The organism is Aliihoeflea sp. PC F10.4 (genome assembly GCF_054612275.1).
Map to the genome: position 1 here is coordinate 3,988,529 of NZ_JBTSWH010000001.1, position 19,243 is coordinate 4,007,771.

Sequence of the window (19,243 nt, forward strand, 5' to 3'; positions counted from 1 at the left end):
GGGCCGCCGTTTCTTTTCTCAACAATAGCGCTCGGGGCCGACCGCCTGCGCGTCGTTATAGCGATCCCCATGTGCAAAGCCTGACGGCATGATCGTGTCGATGGCAGCGAGATCGTCAGGCGACAGGCTGACCGCCGCACCTGCCGCGCATTCGGCCAGATGTTCTTCGGTCCGGGTTCCCGGAATGGCGATGACATGCGGTCCGCGCGACAACACCCACGCAATTGCCAGAGCGGCGGGGGATACGCCCTTATCTTTTGCGAAAGCGCGGAAGCGGTCGAAGACTTTGGCGTTATAGGCGAAGTTCGGCTCCATGAAACGCGGATTGGTGCGGCGGAAATCGGAGGAACCGAAACTTTCGGGATCGACCGCCGTCGACGAGAACATTCCGCGCGCGAGCGGCGAGAAGGCGACGAGGGCCGTGCCGTGGCGCCGGCACGCTTCGACGAGGCCGATCTCGGGAAGCCGCGTCCACAGCGAATATTCGTTCTGGACTGCCGCGACCGGATGAATGGCTGAAGCGCGTTCGAGCGTCGAAGGCGCGATTTCCGACAGGCCGATCGCGCCGATCTTGCCCTCGTCCTTGAAGCGGACGAGCGTTTCCATCACGTCTTCGATCGGACGCGACTGTTCGCGCCGATGAATGTAGTAAAGCGCGATGTGATCGACGCCGAGCCGGCGCAGCGACGCTTCGAGATTGGCGCGCAGATGTTCCGGCGAGTTGTCGAAACTGCGCGGCGGGCCGCTGACGATCCCGGCTTTGGTCGCGATGGTGAACCGGTTTCCGTTGGCGCGGATAAACGATCCGATCACGTCTTCCGAAACGCCGTCTCCATAGATGTTGGCCGTATCGAGATGATCGACGCCGAGATCGAGTGCGCGGACGAGTGTGCGATGACTTTCCGCCTCGTCGGTCGCGCCATACATGCCGCCGAAGCTCATGCAGCCGAGGCCGACCGCGCCGATTTCCGGACCGTGTTCTCCGAGCCTGCGTTTTTCCATGCCGTCGCTCCTGACCGATTTCATTATCTTCCGACATAGCTTGCGAAGCCGCACAAGGGAACAGGATCGGCGACTGGCGCGTCTTCATGATCGAGGAGACATCGAGATGAACATGCTTTCCCCCGATCCGAAAACGCCTGATCCGCCGCCGACCCCGCAGCCGCCGCCGATCAAGGAGCCCGAACCCGACCGGTTGCCGGACGAGACGCCGATGCCTAATCCGGATGAGAACGACGAGCCGCCGATGCATGCCTGACGTTCCTTCCGCCTCGTTCTTCGATCGCCACCCGGCCGAGGTGGCGCGCGATCTGATCGGCGTCGAACTTGCCGCAGGCGGTGCGGCGGGCGTCATCGTGGAAACCGAAGCCTATGCGACCGACGATCCTGCATCGCATTCTTTTCGTGGTCCGACGTCGCGCAACGCGGCGATGTTCGGCGCTCCCGGAACGGCCTATGTCTACCGATCCTATGGGTTGCACTGGTGCCTGAACATCGTCTGCATCTCAGGCAGCGCGGTGCTGTTGCGCGCGCTGGAGCCTGTCGGTGGACTTGACCTGATGCGTAAGCGGCGCGGCCTGGAAGCGCCGCGTCTTCTTTGCGCCGGACCCGGACGGCTCGCACAGGCGCTCGGTGTCGATGCTGCGTGGAACGGTCTGCCCATGCATCAGGTGATGCGCCGCCATTCCAATCCCGAAATCGTCGCCGGTGTGCGGGTCGGAATTTCCAAAGCGGTCGATATCGAATGGCGCTTCGCGGAGGCCGGTTCGCTTTATCTCAGCCGGCCGCTCAAGCCTCAGGTCAAGGCAAATGAGGCGAGGCTGCGCCCGGCAAAGAAGACCAGATAGGCGAGAGCACCGAAGTAAACGGTCGTCGCCGCCAGCATCGCATAGCCCGCGATGACGAACAGTCCGTCGCGCTGCGCCATGCCGAGCGACAGGAACAGGATCGCGAACGCCGGCAGCGTATTGGAAAACGGCACGAGCCCGAGCGGAAACATCAGCAATATCGCGCCGACCAGAATACCCAGGCCGTTGACGCGGTTTGCAAAGGCGGTGCGGGTCAAACCTTCGAGCCGCTGGCGCACCACGCGCTCGACACGGGCGATGATGCTGATGCCGCGCGCAAGGACGCCCTTAAGCGCGTCGGCGTCCAGCGAACGGTCCATGATGCGCGCCGGCAGCCAAGGCGTTTGATTGGCGACGATACCGACCGACAGAAGGAGGATCGCAAGGCCGAAGACCGTGCTGACGCCGGGGATCGACACCGGCAGAAGAAACGGAATCGTCAAGAGCGCGCACAGGAGAAGCGAACCGTGGTCGCCGAAATCGCGCAGGATCTGCCTTAGCGTCACGCGGGGGGCGGACAGCGAGGCGATCATTCGCGTCAGCGCTTCACCGACGGTCTCGGAGCGTTCGGGATAGGGAAGCGACATAAGGCCTCGACATGAAAAAGGGCCGACGATTGCCGGCCCTTTAGCACGATGTGCTGTTCGTCAGCTATAGAGCCAGCGGGGTAGCCAGGTCGCGATCGCCGGAAAGGTGAAGATGATCGCAAGGGCGATGAGCTGAAGGAAGACGAACGGAATGACGCCACGATAGATCATGCCCGTCGACACGTTGTTGGGCGCTACGCCTCGCAGATAGAAGAGCGAGAAGCCGAAGGGCGGTGTCATAAACGACGTCTGCAGATTAACGCCGATCATCACGCCCAGCAGGATCGGATCGATGCCCATCGCCAAAAGCACCGGTGCCGTGATCGGCACGACGATGAAAATGATCTCGAAGGCGTCGAGAATGAAGCCGAGGACGAACATCAGCGCCATCACGACGAGGATCGCCATGCCGATGCCACCCGGCATGTTCTCCAGAAACTCGTGAACCAGCGCCTCGCCGCCCATCATTCGGAACACGATCGAGAACACGGCCGCGCCGAACAGGATCACGAAGATCATCGTCGTGATGGATGCTGTCGAGCGCACGGCCTCGCGCATCATCGTATAGCTCATGCGTCCGCGCAGGATCGCAAGAAGCATCGCGCCGACTGCACCGACAGAGGAGGCCTCCGTCGGCGTCGCGATGCCGCCCAGAATGGAGCCGAGAACGGCGATGATCAGGAGAAGCGGAGGAACGAGCGCCGTGATGATTTCCAGCCAGAGGCCCTTCTTCTCGGCCTCAGGGACGGGCGTTGCGGGGCAGCTTTCGGGATCGAAGATCGCCTTGAAGACCATCCAGCCGAGATAAAGCAAGATGAGAAGGGCGCTCGGCACCAAAGCGCCGGCGAAGAGATCGCCGACGGACATCGGAACAGGCGCGAAATTGCCCTGCGCCATCTGGACCTGCGCGTTGATGCCCGAAAGCATGTCGCCCATCAAGATCAGGACCGTCGAGGGAGGAACGATCTGGCCGAGCGTGCCCGACGCGCAGATGATGCCGCAGGACAGCTTCGGATCGTAGCCGGCCCGCAGCATGGCGGGCAACGAGATCAGGCCCATGGTGACGACGGTCGCGCCGACGACGCCTGTCGATGCGGCAAGAAGCGCACCGACGAGGATGACCGACATTCCAAGGCCGCCGCGCATATTGCCGAACAGCTTGCCCATCGTCGTCAGAAGCTGCTCGGCGATCTTCGAGCGTTCGAGGATGACGCCCATGAATACGAACAGCGGAACGGCCACGAACACTTCGTTCGTCATCGTGCCGAGGAAGCGGTTGGCGAGCGAGCCGAAGTTTGACGGATCGAAAACACCCAGGAGCATGCCGACGGCGCCGAAGATCAGCGACACACCCGCAAGCGTGAACGCCACCGGAAAACCGAGCATGAGAAAGCCGATGATGCCGAAGAACATCAGACCGGAAAGAATTTCACCGAGAAGTACGGGATCCATCGTGTATCAGTCCTGATGTACCGGGTAGCGCAGATCGGCAGGCAGAAGATGCTCCTTGCCCATCAGCACGAGAATTGAGCGAAGGGCCATGGCGACGCCCTGAATGAACACGACGAAGGCGAAGACCAGGATGAAGCTCTTGAGGATGTAGAGGCCCGGCATGCCGCCGAAATTCGCCGACCCTTCGGAGATGCGCCAGGAACGCGCGATATAGGTCCAGCTATAGACGTAGACGATCCAGCAGAACGGGATCAGGAAGACCACGACGCCGATCAGGTCGATCAATGCCTTGCGCGGGATCGAGGCGGGCCGATAGAAAATGTCGACGCGCACATGCGAGTCTCTCAGCAGCGCATAGCCGGCGACCGCCGTGAACATTGCACCGTTCAGCCAGACATAGAGGTCCTGCATCCAGATGATGGAAAAGCCGAACACGTAGCGCTGTACGACGACGGTGAAACAGACGGCGACCATGGCCAGAGACAGCCATGCAAAGGTGTTGCCGAGTATGCGGTTGAACCCGGAGATCGCCCGGATCAGGAACACGATCAGTCCCATGAATATGCCCTCGAATGGCGTGCGGTCGCCACGGCATGGCGTGCGCATGCACAATTCCTGATTGCGTGAAACATCGGTCCTCCACCTTTCGCCGGCTGCCGCTTCTGGCGGTCTGTTCGTCGGCGACTGCTCCCACTTCTTCCATGACGACAATGCGGGCGGCGTCGCGCTTGTCAAATGTCGCACTGGAAAATCTGGCGGCTCCTAACAGTTTTGCCCGTCCAACAGAAGCGTTTTCGACATGACACATCATGCGGGCCGGTTCTGGCGATAGAATATTGCGCGGCGGATGAATAATCTTGTCGGTCGTTGCTCTTTTGCATGACGCAGGGAAAAGGTTTGACGGATTTGGCATGCACGCCAAAATTGACTTAGCCAGTCGACCCATCAGGGTCGTGCCAGCGGGAGGATTTTCATGACGCTTCACGATGTCGCGCTGAACGACAAATACGATTTGTCGAAGGAGCGCATCTTCATTTCCGGGTCGCAGGCCATCGTTCGCATGCTGATGATGCAGCGCGAGCGCGATCGGAGAAACGGCCTCAACACGGCGGGGTTCGTGTCGGGTTATCGCGGTTCGCCGCTCGGCGGGCTTGACCAGCAGCTCTGGAAGGCGAAGCGCGAACTGAGGGAATCCGACGTCGTCTTTCAGGCGGGCCTTAACGAGGAGCTCGCCGCAACGGCCTGCTGGGGCACCCAGCAGACAGAGCTTCTGGGCGAAGGCAGGCACGACGGCGTGTTCGCGCTCTGGTACGGCAAGGGGCCGGGCGTCGACCGGTCCGGCGACGTCTTTCGCCATGCCAATCTCGCCGGCACCTCGCCGCATGGTGGCGTTCTCGCGCTGATGGGCGACGACCATACGGCCGAATCCTCCACCAACGCGCATGCGACGGAGTTCCTGTTCGTCGACACGATGAGCCCGATCTTCAATCCGGCCGGCGTGCAGGAACTCGTCGACTACGGGCTTTATGGCTATGCGCTGTCGCGTTTCGCCAGCGTCTGGTCGGCGATGAAATGCGTCAAGGACAACATCGAATCGACCGCGTCCGTCGACGTGTCGCTCGACCGGCTGAACATCGTACTGCCGGAAATCGACATGCCGCAAGGCGGCCTTTCGATCCGCCACGAGATCGACCAGATGGGTCAGGAAGCGCGGCTGCACGAATACAAGCGCGCTGCAGCCGCTGCCTTCATTCGGGCGAACAAGCTCAACAGGATCGTCTATTCCGGCGGATCGGCGGCGAAGCTCGGAATCATCACCATCGGCAAATCCTATCTCGACGTGCGCCAGGCGCTCGACGATATCGGCATCACTGAAGCCGAGGCGAACCGGCTTGGCATCCGCCTGTTCAAGGTCGCGTGCCCCTGGCCGCTCGACTACGAGCACATCGCCGAATTCGCCGAAGGGCTCGAAACGGTCATCGTGGTCGAGGAAAAGCGCTCGCTGATCGAGGTGCAGATGCGCGAGCATCTTTATGGCACCGCCATGCAGCCCAAGATCGTCGGCAAGAAGGACGAGCGCGGCGACTGGCTCTTTCCTGCGCCCGGCGCGCTCGATCCGAACGACATCGCGATCGCGATCGGCGACCGGGTCCTGAAGACCATCGGGCATTCGGAAGAAATCGCCGCGCGCGTAGCGCAGATGCGCCAGTTTCAGGCGATGATGGCCGAGACGGTGAATGTCGCGACACGCACGCCCTATTTCTGCTCGGGCTGTCCGCACAATTCGTCGACGAAGGTGCCCGAGGGCTCGCTCGCGGCGGCCGGCATCGGTTGCCATTTCATGTCCTTGTGGATGGACCGCTCGACGGTCGGTTTCACGGCCATGGGCGGCGAGGGAGCGCAATGGGTGGGGCAGGCACCGTTCTCGAAACGCGGCCACATCTTCCAGAATCTCGGTGACGGCACTTATAATCACTCCGGCTCGCTGGCGCTGCGCTTCGCGCTCGCGAGCGACGCCAACATCACCTACAAGATCCTCTATAACGACGCCGTCGCGATGACGGGCGGTCAGCCGCACGAAGGCGGACTGACCGTCGACATGATCGCGAACCAGGTACGCGGCGAAGGCGTCGACCGCATCGCCATCGTCACCGACGAGCCGGGCAAATATTCCGGGCGCATGCAGTTTCCGACAGGCGCGACCATCCATCACCGCGACGATCTCGACGCCGTCCAGCGCGAGCTTCGCGAGATCGAGGGCGTATCGGTCCTGCTTTACGACCAGACCTGTGCGGCCGAAAAGCGCCGTCGGCGCAAGCGCGGAACGTTCCCCGATCCGGACAAGCGCGTCATCATCAACGAACTGGTCTGCGAGGGCTGCGGCGATTGCGGCGTGAAGTCCAACTGCGTCTCCGTGCAGCCGGCCGAGACCGAATTCGGGCGCAAGAGGCGGATCGACCAGTCGTCGTGCAACAAGGATTTCTCCTGCGTCAACGGGTTCTGCCCGTCCTTCGTGACGGTGCATGGCGCGAAAATCCGCAAGGCGGAGGGTCGCGCTGCAAGCGGCGATCCGCTGGACGGCGTCACCGAGCCGCGTCTTGCCTCTCTCGACGCGGGTTGGTCGGGGATCGTCGACGGCATCGGCGGCACCGGCGTCGTGACCATCGGCGCGGTGATCGGCATGGCGGCGCATCTGGAAGGCAAGGGCTGCGGTGTCATCGACATGGCGGGTCTGGCGCAGAAGGGCGGCGCGGTTTTCAGCCATATGCGCATCGCCAAGACGCCCGATGACATCAACGCCATCCGCGTGTCCGCCGGCAAGGCCGACATGGTGCTCGGCTGCGACCTCGTCGTCTCCGGCAGCGCCAAGATCCTGTCGTCGGTGCGCGAGGGCAAGACGATCTTTGTCGGCAATACGGCGGAAGTCATGCCGGGAGATTTCGCACGTTCTGCCGATTTCTCGCTCCCCGTCGAACGCGTGAAGCGTGCCGTCACGAAGGCGGTAGGCGTTGAAAACGCGCATTTCATCAACGCGACGCGCACCGCGCAAATCCTGTTCGGCAACGCGCTTGCCGCCAACATGTTCATGCTGGGCTTCGCCTATCAGCATGGGGCGCTGCCGCTGTCGGCCGAGGCGATCGAAAAAGCGATCGATCTCAACGGTCAGGCCGTCGCCATGAACGTTGCGGCCTTCCGCTGGGGCCGACGCGCAGCCGTGAAGCCCGACGAGATCGCCGCACTGGTCCAAGAGGACGCAACCGAGGCGACGAAGCTCAGCGTAACGCTCGATGACATCGTCGCACGACGCGTCGAGTTCCTGACGGACTATCAGAATGCGGCCTATGCGCAGCGTTACGCCGACAATATCGCCGCCATCCGTGCCGCGGAGGAAGCGGCCGAGCCGGGGTCGACTGTGGTGAGTGAAGCTGCGGCGCGCTCCCTCTTCAAGCTGATGGCGATCAAGGACGAGTACGAGGTGGCGCGGCTTTATACGGATGGGAATTTCAAGCGCCAGCTTGCGCGGGAATTCTCCAATTACGAGCGGCTCGAATTCCACCTCGCCCCGCCGATCCTCGGGCGTAAGGGAAGTGACGGCCAGCCGCGCAAGTCGAATTTCGGGCCGTGGATGATGAAGGCGTTCGGCATTCTCGCGGGGCTAAAGCGGCTGCGCGGCACGCCGCTCGATGTCTTCGGCTATACGGCCGAGCGTCGTCACGAGCGCCAATTGCTCGCCGGCTACGAGACCGACCTCGACCTTATCCGCTCGCTTCTGGCTCCCGGCCGGATCGTGGAAGCAACGGCGCTGGCGTCCCTTCCGCAGACGATCCGAGGCTTCGGTCACGTCAAGGCGGCGAACGCGAAGCGTGCTGAAGGCGAGCGCAAGCGTTTGACCGAGCGATTGAAGACCGCGCCGGCCGAGTCGCGTCTCGAGGCCGCCGAGTGATATTCCGCAGCCTTTAGGACCGTCGAAGCCTTAAAAACAAAAAGCCCCCGCCGTGGCGAGGGCCTTATCTGGTGCTGGTCGAGGCTTGTTAACGGCCAGACCGCGTTTTCTGAACTGCTAAGCACTGAGCCAAAGTTAGCACATGCGTAGCGCCGTGCAAGCCGATCCCGCCGGACATTACAACTTTACATTGCCCCCACTGTGTTTGACCATGCGTCGGGCTTTTGGTGGAGGGGTATATGTCGTCGATACGCACGTTCTCGTTCGATATCGGAACGAACTCGATCGGATGGTGCGTTCTCGGAAATAATGGCTCGGTTGAGCCCGGCCAGATAGTTGCCGCTGGCGTGCGCATCTTCAGCGACGGCCGCGAGCCGAAATCGGGAAACTCGCTTGCCGAAGGCCGACGCATGGCGCGCGGGATGTCGCGGCGGCGTGAGCGCTACAAGAGGCGGCGCAAGGCTGTTCTACGCACGTTGAGCGAATACGGTTTGATGCCGCCAGACACGGCAAGACGTCAGGCGCTCTTGAAGGAAACACGCGACCGTAAAGCCGAAGAAACCGTTCTCACCGACGTCTACAATTTGCGCGCGCGTGCCTTGAACGAAAAGCTGCCGCTTCATCACATCGGGCGCGCGATCTTCCATCTCGACCAGCGGCGCGGCTTCAAATCCAACCGCAAGACGGACAAGCGCTCCAACGAAAAGGGCGCGATCGAGCTTGGCGAAAATCGCCTCCTGAGCAAGATGAGCGAAGCACAGGCGCGGACGCTCGGCGAATATCTCGCAATGCGGCGTGCGGCCGGCGAATGGGTGCGCGTGCGTAGCGGCGCTTTCGGCGCACGAGCGGATCGGAGCTGCAGATGCAGACTTCGCTTCAATAAAGCTGGCTATCATACGTTTCAGCGATCCAGATGGTGACAGGCGCGCTGCGCGTTTGTTTACCGATGAAGGCCTCGATCTTTACAGCCTGGATGATCTTGAGATGATGGTTTCATCCACTTACGAGATGTGGCGCCAGGTCTGCGAGGATCGTGAGCGTGAGACGCGCAGAAAAGGCACTGGTACAGGGCCGTTATTTGAATTCTGACCACCACTGCGCACTCCAGCGACACCTCGATTTCACGCCGCCTCGATTCCCCAAACTGGTAACCCGCTTGTAACCGCAACCTTCCCGACCGCTTCTACGACTTGCGATTTCAATCCGCCAAAAAACACGAAAGCCGCGGTGAACCGCGGCTTTTCGTTGAGGTAAACTTGGAGCGGGTGAAGCGATTCGAACGCTCGACCCCAACCTTGGCAAGGTTGTGCTCTACCCCTGAGCTACACCCGCTCGCACCGGCTCGTCGCCGGAACCGCGCCTATATGACGGAACGGCCCGATGAATGCAACAGGGAATTTTGCTGCCCAATGCTTTCGCAACGGAGCCTCAGCGACTAAGACGGCGACGACCCCCGTCCAACAGGCGCGCCCATGACGAAAACAACCGACGACCTCTTCGCGATGCTCGCCGATCTCGACATCGAGGTCGATACGGTTTCGCACCCACCGCTCTTCACTGTCGAGGAATCGCAATCCCTGCGGGGCAAGATCGCCGGCGCGCATACCAAGAACCTTTTCGTCAAGGACAAGAAGGACCGCTTTTTCATGCTGACGGTCGAGGAAAAAGCGAGCGTCGATCTCAAGCAGATCCATCACATCATCGGTGCAGCCTCGCGCGTTTCGTTCGGCAAGCCGGAAAAACTGATGGAATATCTCGGCGTTACGCCCGGCGCGGTGACGGTGTTCGGTGCGATCAACGATGCTGGCCTCGATGTCACCGTCGTTCTCGATCGTGCACTCATGGAAAGCGAAATCATCAACGCCCACCCCTTGACGAACGAGGCGACGACCTCCATTCGCCGCGACGACCTTCTGACATTTTTGCGGGCGACCGGTCACGATCCGTTGATCTTGAATGTTTCGACGCCCTCGCCACATTGACGGCAGTTCAGCTGCCCGCCTCATTCGAAAGGATTGCCGATGCACCGCCGTTCCGCTCACCCCGTCTTCGCCGCTTCGTTCGAGGGCGGGTCAGATCTCATCGGCGGCGGGGCTGCCCAGCCAGCTGACCTGATCAAGGACACGACGACGGCGACGTTCGCGGCCGACGTAGTCCAGGAATCACGCAATCAGCCGGTGCTCGTCGATTTCTGGGCGCCTTGGTGCGGACCGTGCAAGCAGCTCCAGCCTGCGCTGGAAAAGGTCGTTGCGGCAGCCAAGGGGCGGGTCAAGCTGGTCAAGATGAATATCGACGAGCATCCGTCGATCGCAGGGCAGCTCGGCATCCAGTCGATCCCGGCCGTCATTGCCTTCAAGGACGGCCAGCCGGTCGATGGCTTCATGGGTGCCGTGCCCGAAAGCAAGATCACCGAATTCATCGACAAGGTCGCCGGTCCCGGCGGCGCAGCCGCAGGCATCGAGGACGCACTGAATGCCGCCGCAGAAGCGCGACAGGCCGGTGATCTGCAGGGCGCGGTGCAAATCTATTCGGCGGTGCTGGCCGAGGAAGCGGGACATCCGCAGGCGAGCGCCGCGCTTGCCGCCATGCTGCTCGACGCCGGCCAGGAGGACGACGCGCGTTCGGTCATCGATCAGGTCCCGGCGGACAAGGCCGGCCACCCCGAAATCGCCGCCGTCAAGGCAAGGTTGGAACTGGGCGCGCAAGTCGCCGGGCTCTGCGATCCGCAAGCCTTGGCCGCGCGGCTCGAGGCCGACCCGGCCGATCACGAGGCACGGTTCGACCTTGCCCTGATCCAAAACGCGCAAGGCGACAGGACTGCGGCGACCGACAGTCTTCTGGCAATCGTCAAGGCCGATCGGGAGTGGCGCGAGGATGGTGCGCGGGCGCAGCTTTTGAAGTTCTTCGAGGCGTGGGGCATGACCGATCCGGCAACGCTCGCTGCGCGACGCAAGCTGTCCTCGCTTCTGTTTTCGTGAACGGCGGGTCATCGCGGTCCTATTGAGCTTCGTTTTCGCTGCTCCACATTAAGGGGCGGTCGCGGCGTGTGGTCGCGACCATCCAGAAGATCGAATGGAGCAATTCGTGCAGGCGGGAAACGCACGCTATCGCAGCGCGAAAGACGTTCCGGAAGCCATTCCAGTATTTCCGCTCGGCGGCGCCCTTTTGCTGCCGGGCGGGCGCATGCCCCTCAACATATTCGAGCCTCGCTATCTGGCGATGATCGATGCGGTCCTGCCGAAGCACCGCGTCATCGGCATGATCCAGCCCGCGCTTGACGGCAGTTGCCGCGAAGACGGCGAGCCGCTGCTTTGCGATGTGGGCTGTCTTGGCCGCCTGACGTCCTTCGCCGAAACGGGTGACGGGCGCTACCTGATTTCGCTTCAAGGCGTGTGCCGGTTCCGGCTTGACCGGGAGTTGAACGTGCGCACGCCGTTCCGGCAGGGCCATATCCTGCCCTTCGTCACCGATCTCGACAGTGCGGCCGACACCAGCGAACTGGATCGCCCGGCGCTGCTTCGCGCCTTCCAGTCCTATCTGCAGGCGCATGATCTCGATGCGGACTGGGCGAGCATCCGCCGGGCGGAGAACGCCTCGCTGGTCAATGCACTGTCGATGATGGCACCTTATGGTGCAGCCGAAAAGCAGGCGCTTCTGGAGGCGCCGGATTTGAAGACGCGTGCCGAAACGCTGATCGCCATTACCGAGATGGCGCTTGCGAAGGAGGGCAAGGATGTCGGAAACAGTATCCAGTAGCGCGCTCCAGCCGGGAAGGAGCCGTGCGACGGACCCGAAGCTGCTCGAACTGCTTGTCTGTCCCTTGACCAAGGGGACGCTGACCTATGACGAGGCGAAGCAGGAACTGGTGTCCCGGCACGCGCGTCTCGCCTATCCCATTCGCGACGGCATTGCGATCATGCTTCCCTCCGAGGCGCGCAGGCTTGAGGAGAGCGAAGGCGGCTGACGAACTCGCCGAGGGGTCGCATTGCTTTGCCAAACGCTCTATATGGCGAAATATGGGCCGAATTTACAGAACACGCGCCTGGCATGATCAGCTTTCCCCGTCGCTGGAAGAGTTTGAATTGCTGGCTCTGGAAACCTACGCACACCTGCCGGACGCGTTCCGGCAGCTGACGGGCGAGATTGTTATCCAGATCGCCGAGTTTCCAACCGAGGACATCATGGACGATCTGGCGCTTGAAACGCCGTTCGACCTTCTGGGGCTGTTCGAGGGTGTCGGCATTGCCGAAAGATGGAACCCGCAATCGGGCGAAGGACCTAACCGCATCACGCTTTATCGGCGAGCGATCCTTGATTACTGGTCCGAAAACGAGGAAACGCTGGGCGATATCGTCTCCCATGTCCTGATCCATGAGATCGGACATCATTTCGGCCTGTCCGATGACGATATGGAGCGGATCGAGGAAAACGCGACCTGAACTACCCGCCGACGGAGATCGCTGGACGCGGAACGGTGTTTTTCATGACACGATCGACCGGCATCGAGGCCGGAGCGACGGGGCGCGCAGCCGATGTCGCACGCCGCGTTTCCTGCGCGCGGGCCGGCTGCTTTGCCGTGCTAGTCGTGCGCGAAGTCGATGATGTGGGGCCGGATTTTGAAATCGAGGGCATCGGCCGGTTGCTGCTGGCGACCCACCAATAACCGCCTCCGGCAAGCAATGCCGCGAGTGCGCCCGTCACGAGCCATTTTCCTGTCCTGCTTTTCCGTCGTCTGGCCATGTCAAGATGATGACAGGCAAGGCTTAAGGTCAGGTAATCAGACGGGGGAGTGCAGATGTGAAAAGGCCCGCCAGGGGAGGAGGTCCGGCGGGCCAATTTCCTGCGGCGCGGGAGGAGGTGCGCCGCAAACGTCGAGGATCAGGGAGGAGGTTGATCCGTCGACGTCCCCGAATGTGGCGTCAGATGATTATTTTGGCAATCCGAAAAACTGCATGGAAGCTATGCAAAACGGCCCGCGACAATTCGTCATGCGCCAAGGCGGGATTCGTCGACGGCTTCCTTGAACATGCGCCGCGCAAGAAGAGGTGACGTTTCGCCCTTGGCGGCGCTGCGGCACGCACGATTGGCAGCGTAGTACCATTTTCCGCGCGTTTCGGGCCATGACTCGCGCAATGTGCGCGCGGCCTGCTGCACGTCGCATACTTCGAATACGTGGTCGCCCGTCTTGAGAACGACCGGTTCGTCAAACCGAAATTCGGACATTCGCGATGCCTCCTCACGCATTGTGTGCGGTGAATGTTTTTCGTGAAATAAGGTTCCCGTCAATAGATCAAAAGTTTGGCGGATCGCATTCGGTCTTCACCGTGCCATTTCTGTGAGGGTATCGACGATCAGTTTGCGCATCATCGGGATCTTGAAATCGTTGTGACCGTAGCCTTTGGCCTCCGCCAACTCGGCCCGCGCCGCGTCCGCGAAAAGCTTGGGCGAGGGAGCCTTGCCCTCAAGCACTTCTTCGGCCCGCGCTGCGCGCCATGGCTTGTGCGCGACCCCGCCAAGCCCGATGCGGATGTTCATGAAGTGGTCAAGTTCCAGATCGAAAGTGATCGCGATCGAAATGGTAACGTCGGTGCCAGACGAACGATCACGCATCACGCGGTAGAACTGGTGTTCGGCCGGTTTATGCAGGACGACACTTATGACGCGCTCGCCCTTGCGTAGTTGATGGTCGATATGCGGTGTCGAGCCTGGCAGGCGGTGTAGCGCGTCCATCGGGAGGATGCGTCCGCCGTCCTTTGTCAGCGCCGTTTCGACCTGCGCGCCAAGCGCAACCATTGCAACCGCCAGGTCTGAGGGATGAACCGCGATGCATTCTTCGCTCGCGCCGATGATCGCATGAGGCTGATTATGCCTCATGATTGCATCGCAGCCCGAGCCCGGCTCGCGTTTGTTGCAGGCGCTTTGCATGTCATGGAAATACGGACATCGCGTGCGCTGGAGAAGATCGCTCCCTATTGTTTTCTCATCATGCGAAAGCGCTGCCGACAAGATCGGATAATGCTGGCGGATACCGGGGTCAGCGGCGAGCGCTGCGCTGTGGGTCGAGGCGTCGATCCGTACACCGTCCTTCTTATGGTCGACGGCCGCAGCCGGACCCTTCGTCTCATGCGCCATCAAATCCGCCATCGGTCATCAGCTTCGGAAGTATATCGGCTGTGCATTGATCCCGGCTTCCACGTATCGCGGGCCTATTCGGAAAACAGATGCTGCGCGGACGGGATAGAGGCTCGTCTGCCGTTTCGTTGGCCAAGGCGGGAAATCGCCTTGTTCCCCTTTGACGTCAGGCCCGATTGACACGCGCCACACCTGCTTGCCCACGCTAACCGAAAAGCGCGTCTGCTTGTTCCCAATGAAATATGCGGCAAGCACCGGAGTTTATTGTGCGTTGCGGTATGATGGTGTTTGCGGCAAGTTCAGATTAAAGTTTGTGCACTCTGTCTGACCATTCAGCAATTTTCCTAACGTCATGTTTTCAATGGGTTGGCAGTTTCGCCAAAACAGCGCAGGCATAAACGCATGGCTGGTATGCGATTTATTGCGTTGCACAATCGGAAGCGTTTTTCTATCTTCGGATTGTCAACGGCCAACCTCCTCCCTGGCCCGAGACAAGACTGCGGTGCACCTCCTCCCGCACCGCACGAAATCTGGCCCGTCGGATCTCCTCCCCCGACGGGCCTTTTCTTTTTCCGGCTTCGGTTCCATCTCTCGGGCTTTCCCTTGAGCCTCAAGCCCGTTATCAACGGCGCGACTGGAAAGAAAATAACGTTAAAGCCCTTTCGGAACGTCTATTCGTTTCGCAAGGCTGTGACGAGGAGACCAAAATGCCCCCCTATCGGTCGAGAACCACCACACATGGCCGCAACATGGCTGGTGCCCGCGGACTTTGGCGCGCCACTGGCATGAAGGATGCCGATTTCGGCAAGCCGATCATCGCCGTGGTCAATTCCTTCACGCAGTTCGTGCCCGGGCACGTCCATCTGAAAGATCTTGGCCAGCTCGTCGCACGCGAGATCGAGGCGTCCGGCGGTGTCGCCAAGGAATTCAACACGATCGCGGTCGATGACGGCATCGCGATGGGCCATGACGGCATGCTCTATTCGCTGCCTTCGCGCGAGATCATCGCCGACTCTGTCGAATACATGGTCAACGCGCATTGCGCGGACGCCATGGTCTGCATCTCCAATTGCGACAAGATCACGCCCGGCATGCTGATGGCGTCGCTGCGCCTCAATATCCCGACGATCTTCGTTTCGGGCGGACCGATGGAGGCTGGCAAGGTCGTGCTGTCGGACGGCAAGACGCATTCGCTCGATCTGGTCGACGCGATGGTTGCGGCCGCCGACGAGACGATGTCCGACGAGGACGTTCAGGTCATCGAGCGGTCTGCCTGCCCGACCTGCGGGTCCTGTTCGGGCATGTTCACGGCGAACTCGATGAACTGCCTGACCGAGGCGCTCGGCCTATCGCTGCCCGGCAACGGCTCGACGCTCGCCACGCATGGCGATCGCAAGCGGCTGTTCCTCGAGGCCGGACAGCGGATCGTCGGCCTTGCGCAGCGTTGGTATGAGCAGGACGACGAGACGGCGCTTCCGCGGAATATCGCATCTAAGGGCGCGTTCGAGAATGCGATGGCGCTCGACATCGCCATGGGCGGATCGACCAACACGGTTCTTCATATCCTCGCCGCCGCGCATGAGGGCGAGATCGATTTCACGCTCGACGATATCGACCGGCTCTCGCGCAAGGTGCCGTGCCTGTCGAAGGTCGCTCCCGCAAAGTCCGACGTTCACATGGAGGACGTTCACCGGGCGGGCGGCATCATGGCGATCCTCGGCGAACTCGATCGCGGCGGTCTCATTCATCGCGACCTGCCGACCGTCCACGAAAAGACCATCGGCGATGCGATCGACCGCTGGGACATCGCCGTCACCGACAATCCGGCCGCGCTCGAACTCTTTTCCGCTGCGCCGGGCGGCATTCCTACGCAGGTTGCCTTCAGCCAGAACGCGCGCTGGAAAGAGCTCGACACGGACCGCGAAAACGGCGTCATCCGCGATGTGCAGCATCCGTTCTCCAAGGATGGCGGGCTTGCGGTTCTCAGCGGCAACATCGCGCTCGATGGCTGCATCGTGAAGACGGCGGGCGTCGACGAATCGATCCTGAAATTCACCGGACCGGCCAAGGTCTTCGAAAGCCAGGACGCGGCGGTGAAGGGAATTCTCGGAAACGAGGTCAAGGCCGGCGATGTGGTCGTCATCCGCTATGAGGGACCGAAGGGCGGGCCGGGCATGCAGGAAATGCTCTACCCGACCAGCTACCTCAAGTCGAAGGGGCTCGGAAAGGCCTGCGCTCTTTTGACGGATGGCCGCTTTTCCGGCGGCACGTCGGGCCTTTCCATCGGCCACGTTTCGCCCGAAGCTGCCGATGGCGGCCTGATCGGCCTCGTTCAGGACGGCGATACGATCGAGATCGACATTCCCGGACGCACGATCCGGCTCAGCGTCGATGAGGGCGAACTGGCGCAGCGCCGGACCGCGCAGGACAAGGCCGGCTGGAAGCCGTCAGAACCGCGCAAGCGCAACGTCACGACGGCGCTCAAGGCATATGCCGCCTTCGCGACCAGCGCCGACAAGGGCGCGGTTCGCAAACTGCCGGACATCGGCTGATAGGTTGAATGCGTGGCAGCGGATTTCGCAATCCGCTGCCGGCATCGGGCTTCATCCCGAAACGATTTCCATGAAGCGGATGCGGTTGTTGAACGGGTCCGTGACCTGCACTTCAAGCCGGTTGTCCTGTTTTTCCAGTCCGGGCTTCATGTACCTATAATCACGGTCACTGAGTTCGCGATGAAATTCGCGGATGCCCGTCATATAAACGCACATGTTACCGCCCGGTGTCGCGTCACCCGCATGCTCGGACAGATGAAGCCTCAGTCCAGACCGTGAAACTTGCCGGTAGAGCGGAAAATTGTCGCCGTAACGATGATCCCAGTCGACCGAAAAACCGAGGAATCCGAGATAGAACTCGTCGGCCTTGGGAATGTCGAAGATTCGCACGATCGGAACCGCAGACTGCATGACGATGCCCGCTTCGCGGGCCTCGCCATCGCCTATCTTTGCTGAAAGAACGTTCCAGTTCGGCGCGCCGAACTGGCGTGCGACGATTTCAAGGGCTTCGCTGTGGGTGATCGTGGTCTGGCGTGCGGTGAGCTCGTCCCGCAAGGCCTTGGCCATGGATTTTGAATCGCGATAGTCGCGCATCATTCGTTCTCCGTCATGGCGAAGTCGTCGTCAGCATCCGCATTACCAACGCCTTCGCCCAACGGTTGAACCAGTCAGGGAAATCATTTGCGAGGCATTCGCCATACTCTGATTAAGAGCGCGGACTGCAGGCTGCCTCGGGCCGTCCGCGAACATTAGCGCTCGCCGAACCGCCTGTCATCTTGATTTGCCGGATGCCCTCAGGTCGGGTCGCCGAAGCGGCCGCGCGTCAGGCCTGCCGCGAGCGCCTGTTCCTCGCGCTCGTCAGGCAGCGCGTCGTCGGAATCCTGATAGGCGTTGTCGTCGTCTTCTTCGAGCGATTCGAGCGGGCGACCGCCATCGGCGCGTTCCAGGACTTCGAGCGGCACTTCGTCATTGCCGTTCGCTGCCGTCAATCCGTCGGGCAGGGCGGTCGGTGCACCGATGCTGTCGGCGGCCACGACGAGCAGGCTGCGCGCTTCATCGAGAATATGGGCGCGATCCTCGACGGCATGCCCGGCTACCGGGAAAACGATGCGAATTTCCGCGCCGTCCTCGTCGCTCAAAGTGACTTCTGCTGCACCGCCGTCATTGGCGGCGCGCGAAACGCGGATGTCGTCGATCTTCATGGGTCGTCTCCTTCGATACCCATGAGAACGTCCGGCCGGTTTGCCGGTTCCTGCGCACTCGGCTGTTCAGCCGACGAAGGCGCGCTCGACGACGAAGTCGGCGGGCTTGGCGTTGGAGCCTTCTTCGAGGCCATGCGCTTCGATGAGCGCCTTGACGTCGTTCAGCATCGCCATCGAGCCGCAGATCATCACACGGTCGCTCGCGGCATCGAACGGCGCGCAGTCGGCGATGGCGAACAGTTCTCCGTTTTCGATCAAGGTGGTGATACGACCCATCTGCGCAGACAGCTCGCGGGTGGTGGTGGCGATGTACTTCACGCGTCCCGCCGTCAGTTCGCCGATCAGCGGATCGGCATGCAGCGAAGCGACGAGATGATTGCCATAGGCAAGGTCGGCAGCATCCCGACAGGTGTTGGTGACGACGATCTCGTCGAACTTCTCGTAGGTTTCTGGATCGCGCAAAAGGCTCGCCCAGGGGGCGAAGCCGGTGCCGGTGGCGATCAGCCACAGGCGCTTGCCGGGCTTCAGCGCGTCCAGCACCAGCGTGCCGGTCGATTTCTGCTTCATCAGCACGGTGTCGCCGGGCTGAATCTTCTGCAGATGCTGCGTCAACGGGCCGTCCTCGACCTTGATCGAATAGAACTCGACCTCCTCGTCCCATGAAGGACTTGCGATCGAATAGGCGCGGAACACCGGCTTTTGCGCATTGGGCAGGCCGATCATGACGAACTCGCCCGAGCGAAAGCGAAAGGCGGCGGGCCTTGTAATGCGGAACGAGAACAGGCTGTCGGTGTAATGCGTCACCGACACCACCTTTTCGGCATAGGTGTTGGCGGGGATCGGGAAATCCGGGGCGGCAATGTCGGTGGCGGCAAGCGCTGCGGTCTGCATGGCTATCCTTGATACATCTTGAACCGGCGCCTTTTGCGGCTTCGCAATCAATGCGTGGCGGGCGCGGGAAGGTTGCCGTTGAGATAGCATCGCCGCCCGAGCGGTGCAATCGGGCGGCGTGAAACGCTTTCGCGTC

20 protein-coding genes and 1 tRNA gene are annotated in these 19,243 nt (G+C 61.5%); 11 read left to right on the top strand and 10 right to left on the bottom strand.

Annotated features, from left to right (window positions below):
• Positions 1 to 18: 18 nt before the first annotated feature.
• On the bottom strand, positions 19 to 1,002 hold the full coding sequence (locus tag ACX82Z_RS19985; protein ID WP_459590845.1) for an aldo/keto reductase: 984 nt from the start codon (positions 1,000 to 1,002) through the stop codon (positions 19 to 21).
• Positions 1,003 to 1,108: 106 nt separating this feature from the next.
• Here ACX82Z_RS19985 and ACX82Z_RS19990 point away from each other — a divergent pair, with 106 nt between their 5' ends.
• Together ACX82Z_RS19990 and ACX82Z_RS19995 are read left to right on the top strand one after the other, a co-directional pair.
• Entirely contained in the window at positions 1,109 to 1,258 is a 150-nt protein-coding gene (locus ACX82Z_RS19990) for a hypothetical protein (RefSeq protein ID WP_459911952.1), read from the top strand.
• On the top strand, positions 1,251 to 1,847 hold the full coding sequence (locus tag ACX82Z_RS19995) for a DNA-3-methyladenine glycosylase (RefSeq protein WP_459590846.1): 597 nt from the start codon (positions 1,251 to 1,253) through the stop codon (positions 1,845 to 1,847). The genes ACX82Z_RS19990 and ACX82Z_RS19995 overlap by 8 nt, the downstream gene beginning before the upstream one ends.
• On the opposite strand, the gene ACX82Z_RS20000 is transcribed toward ACX82Z_RS19995, so the two are convergent.
• From ACX82Z_RS20000 to ACX82Z_RS20010, 3 genes are read right to left on the bottom strand one after another with little or no spacing between them, the layout of a single operon-like run.
• Entirely contained in the window at positions 1,796 to 2,434 is a 639-nt protein-coding gene (locus tag ACX82Z_RS20000; protein WP_459590847.1) for an exopolysaccharide biosynthesis protein, read from the bottom strand. The genes ACX82Z_RS19995 and ACX82Z_RS20000 overlap by 52 nt on opposite strands.
• A 60-nt stretch (positions 2,435 to 2,494) precedes the next feature.
• Positions 2,495 to 3,886: a TRAP transporter large permease gene (locus ACX82Z_RS20005; RefSeq protein ID WP_459590848.1), complete on the bottom strand. Its 1,392-nt coding sequence runs from the start codon at positions 3,884 to 3,886 to the stop codon at positions 2,495 to 2,497.
• Positions 3,887 to 3,892: 6 nt separating this feature from the next.
• Positions 3,893 to 4,492 (bottom strand): TRAP transporter small permease subunit, encoded by a 600-nt coding sequence (locus tag ACX82Z_RS20010; protein WP_459590849.1) that lies wholly within the window; start codon positions 4,490 to 4,492, stop codon positions 3,893 to 3,895.
• 367 nt (positions 4,493 to 4,859) lie between these two features.
• Between ACX82Z_RS20010 and ACX82Z_RS20015 the strand changes: the two genes are divergently transcribed.
• Positions 4,860 to 8,330 (top strand): indolepyruvate ferredoxin oxidoreductase family protein, encoded by a 3,471-nt coding sequence (locus tag ACX82Z_RS20015; protein WP_459590850.1) that lies wholly within the window; start codon positions 4,860 to 4,862, stop codon positions 8,328 to 8,330.
• Between the two features lie 239 nt (positions 8,331 to 8,569).
• On the top strand, positions 8,570 to 9,250 hold the full coding sequence (gene cas9, locus ACX82Z_RS20020) for a type II CRISPR RNA-guided endonuclease Cas9 (RefSeq protein ID WP_459590851.1): 681 nt from the start codon (positions 8,570 to 8,572) through the stop codon (positions 9,248 to 9,250).
• 337 nt (positions 9,251 to 9,587) lie between these two features.
• Here cas9 and ACX82Z_RS20025 read toward each other — a convergent pair.
• Positions 9,588 to 9,662, bottom strand: a tRNA-Gly gene (locus tag ACX82Z_RS20025).
• A 140-nt stretch (positions 9,663 to 9,802) separates the two neighbouring features.
• Between ACX82Z_RS20025 and ACX82Z_RS20030 the strand changes: the two genes are divergently transcribed.
• The 6 genes from ACX82Z_RS20030 to ACX82Z_RS20055 all read left to right on the top strand — a co-directional run bounded on the left by ACX82Z_RS20030 (position 9,803) and on the right by ACX82Z_RS20055 (position 12,993).
• Entirely contained in the window at positions 9,803 to 10,312 is a 510-nt protein-coding gene (locus tag ACX82Z_RS20030; protein WP_459590852.1) for a prolyl-tRNA synthetase associated domain-containing protein, read from the top strand.
• A 39-nt stretch (positions 10,313 to 10,351) separates the two neighbouring features.
• A complete protein-coding gene (trxA, locus tag ACX82Z_RS20035; protein ID WP_459590853.1) occupies positions 10,352 to 11,308 on the top strand; it encodes a thioredoxin in 957 nt (318 codons plus the stop codon).
• Between the two features lie 106 nt (positions 11,309 to 11,414).
• Entirely contained in the window at positions 11,415 to 12,086 is a 672-nt protein-coding gene (locus ACX82Z_RS20040; protein WP_459911898.1) for an LON peptidase substrate-binding domain-containing protein, read from the top strand.
• Positions 12,064 to 12,294 (top strand): Trm112 family protein, encoded by a 231-nt coding sequence (locus ACX82Z_RS20045; protein ID WP_459590854.1) that lies wholly within the window; start codon positions 12,064 to 12,066, stop codon positions 12,292 to 12,294. Before ACX82Z_RS20040 ends, ACX82Z_RS20045 begins: the two co-directional genes overlap by 23 nt.
• Before the next feature lie 52 nt (positions 12,295 to 12,346).
• Positions 12,347 to 12,769 carry a metallopeptidase family protein gene (locus ACX82Z_RS20050; RefSeq protein ID WP_459590855.1) on the top strand — a complete coding sequence of 141 codons (423 nt, stop codon included), beginning with the start codon at positions 12,347 to 12,349 and terminating at the stop codon, positions 12,767 to 12,769.
• 44 nt (positions 12,770 to 12,813) lie between these two features.
• Positions 12,814 to 12,993 carry a hypothetical protein gene (locus ACX82Z_RS20055; RefSeq protein WP_459590856.1) on the top strand — a complete coding sequence of 60 codons (180 nt, stop codon included), beginning with the start codon at positions 12,814 to 12,816 and terminating at the stop codon, positions 12,991 to 12,993.
• Between the two features lie 323 nt (positions 12,994 to 13,316).
• Here ACX82Z_RS20055 and ACX82Z_RS20060 read toward each other — a convergent pair whose 3' ends face one another.
• Together ACX82Z_RS20060 and ACX82Z_RS20065 are read right to left on the bottom strand one after the other, a co-directional pair.
• The gene (locus ACX82Z_RS20060; RefSeq protein WP_459590857.1) at positions 13,317 to 13,553 is read right to left on the bottom strand and encodes a DUF982 domain-containing protein; all 237 of its coding nucleotides are present in this window, start codon (positions 13,551 to 13,553) and stop codon (positions 13,317 to 13,319) included.
• Positions 13,554 to 13,649: 96 nt separating this feature from the next.
• Positions 13,650 to 14,462 carry an FAD binding domain-containing protein gene (locus ACX82Z_RS20065; protein WP_459590858.1) on the bottom strand — a complete coding sequence of 271 codons (813 nt, stop codon included), beginning with the start codon at positions 14,460 to 14,462 and terminating at the stop codon, positions 13,650 to 13,652.
• Positions 14,463 to 15,169: 707 nt separating this feature from the next.
• Between ACX82Z_RS20065 and ilvD the strand changes: the two genes are divergently transcribed.
• A complete protein-coding gene (gene ilvD / locus ACX82Z_RS20070) occupies positions 15,170 to 17,014 on the top strand; it encodes a dihydroxy-acid dehydratase (protein WP_459590859.1) in 1,845 nt (614 codons plus the stop codon).
• 51 nt (positions 17,015 to 17,065) lie between these two features.
• On the opposite strand, the gene ACX82Z_RS20075 is transcribed toward ilvD, so the two are convergent.
• The 3 genes from ACX82Z_RS20075 to ACX82Z_RS20085 form a co-directional block, all read right to left on the bottom strand.
• On the bottom strand, positions 17,066 to 17,608 hold the full coding sequence (locus ACX82Z_RS20075) for a glyoxalase superfamily protein (protein WP_459911900.1): 543 nt from the start codon (positions 17,606 to 17,608) through the stop codon (positions 17,066 to 17,068).
• Positions 17,609 to 17,808: 200 nt separating this feature from the next.
• Positions 17,809 to 18,216: a hypothetical protein gene (locus ACX82Z_RS20080; protein WP_459590860.1), complete on the bottom strand. Its 408-nt coding sequence runs from the start codon at positions 18,214 to 18,216 to the stop codon at positions 17,809 to 17,811.
• A gap of 66 nt (positions 18,217 to 18,282) precedes the next feature.
• Positions 18,283 to 19,107: a ferredoxin--NADP reductase gene (locus ACX82Z_RS20085; protein WP_459590861.1), complete on the bottom strand. Its 825-nt coding sequence runs from the start codon at positions 19,105 to 19,107 to the stop codon at positions 18,283 to 18,285.
• Positions 19,108 to 19,243: the final 136 nt, after the last annotated feature.

Bases quoted from the DNA above. Each gene is read 5' to 3' on its own strand.
- ACX82Z_RS20060 (WP_459590857.1), bottom strand. From the start codon at position 13,553: ATGTCCGAATTTCGGTTTGACGAACCGGTCGTTCTCAAGACGGGCGAC.
- ACX82Z_RS20065 (WP_459590858.1), bottom strand. From the start codon at position 14,462: ATGGCGCATGAGACGAAGGGTCCGGCTGCGGCCGTCGACCATAAGAAG.
- cas9 (WP_459590851.1), top strand. From the start codon at position 8,570: ATGTCGTCGATACGCACGTTCTCGTTCGATATCGGAACGAACTCGATC.
- ACX82Z_RS20010 (WP_459590849.1), bottom strand. From the start codon at position 4,492: ATGCGCACGCCATGCCGTGGCGACCGCACGCCATTCGAGGGCATATTC.
- ACX82Z_RS19985 (WP_459590845.1), bottom strand. From the start codon at position 1,002: ATGGAAAAACGCAGGCTCGGAGAACACGGTCCGGAAATCGGCGCGGTC.
- ACX82Z_RS19990 (WP_459911952.1), top strand. From the start codon at position 1,109: ATGAACATGCTTTCCCCCGATCCGAAAACGCCTGATCCGCCGCCGACC.
- ACX82Z_RS20030 (WP_459590852.1), top strand. From the start codon at position 9,803: ATGACGAAAACAACCGACGACCTCTTCGCGATGCTCGCCGATCTCGAC.
- ACX82Z_RS20000 (WP_459590847.1), bottom strand. From the start codon at position 2,434: ATGTCGCTTCCCTATCCCGAACGCTCCGAGACCGTCGGTGAAGCGCTG.
- ACX82Z_RS20045 (WP_459590854.1), top strand. From the start codon at position 12,064: ATGTCGGAAACAGTATCCAGTAGCGCGCTCCAGCCGGGAAGGAGCCGT.
- ACX82Z_RS20050 (WP_459590855.1), top strand. From the start codon at position 12,347: ATGGGCCGAATTTACAGAACACGCGCCTGGCATGATCAGCTTTCCCCG.
- ilvD (WP_459590859.1), top strand. From the start codon at position 15,170: ATGCCCCCCTATCGGTCGAGAACCACCACACATGGCCGCAACATGGCT.
- ACX82Z_RS20015 (WP_459590850.1), top strand. From the start codon at position 4,860: ATGACGCTTCACGATGTCGCGCTGAACGACAAATACGATTTGTCGAAG.
- ACX82Z_RS20055 (WP_459590856.1), top strand. From the start codon at position 12,814: ATGACACGATCGACCGGCATCGAGGCCGGAGCGACGGGGCGCGCAGCC.
- ACX82Z_RS20075 (WP_459911900.1), bottom strand. From the start codon at position 17,608: ATGCGCGACTATCGCGATTCAAAATCCATGGCCAAGGCCTTGCGGGAC.
- ACX82Z_RS20080 (WP_459590860.1), bottom strand. From the start codon at position 18,216: ATGAAGATCGACGACATCCGCGTTTCGCGCGCCGCCAATGACGGCGGT.
- ACX82Z_RS20005 (WP_459590848.1), bottom strand. From the start codon at position 3,886: ATGGATCCCGTACTTCTCGGTGAAATTCTTTCCGGTCTGATGTTCTTC.
- trxA (WP_459590853.1), top strand. From the start codon at position 10,352: ATGCACCGCCGTTCCGCTCACCCCGTCTTCGCCGCTTCGTTCGAGGGC.
- ACX82Z_RS19995 (WP_459590846.1), top strand. From the start codon at position 1,251: ATGCCTGACGTTCCTTCCGCCTCGTTCTTCGATCGCCACCCGGCCGAG.
- ACX82Z_RS20085 (WP_459590861.1), bottom strand. From the start codon at position 19,107: ATGCAGACCGCAGCGCTTGCCGCCACCGACATTGCCGCCCCGGATTTC.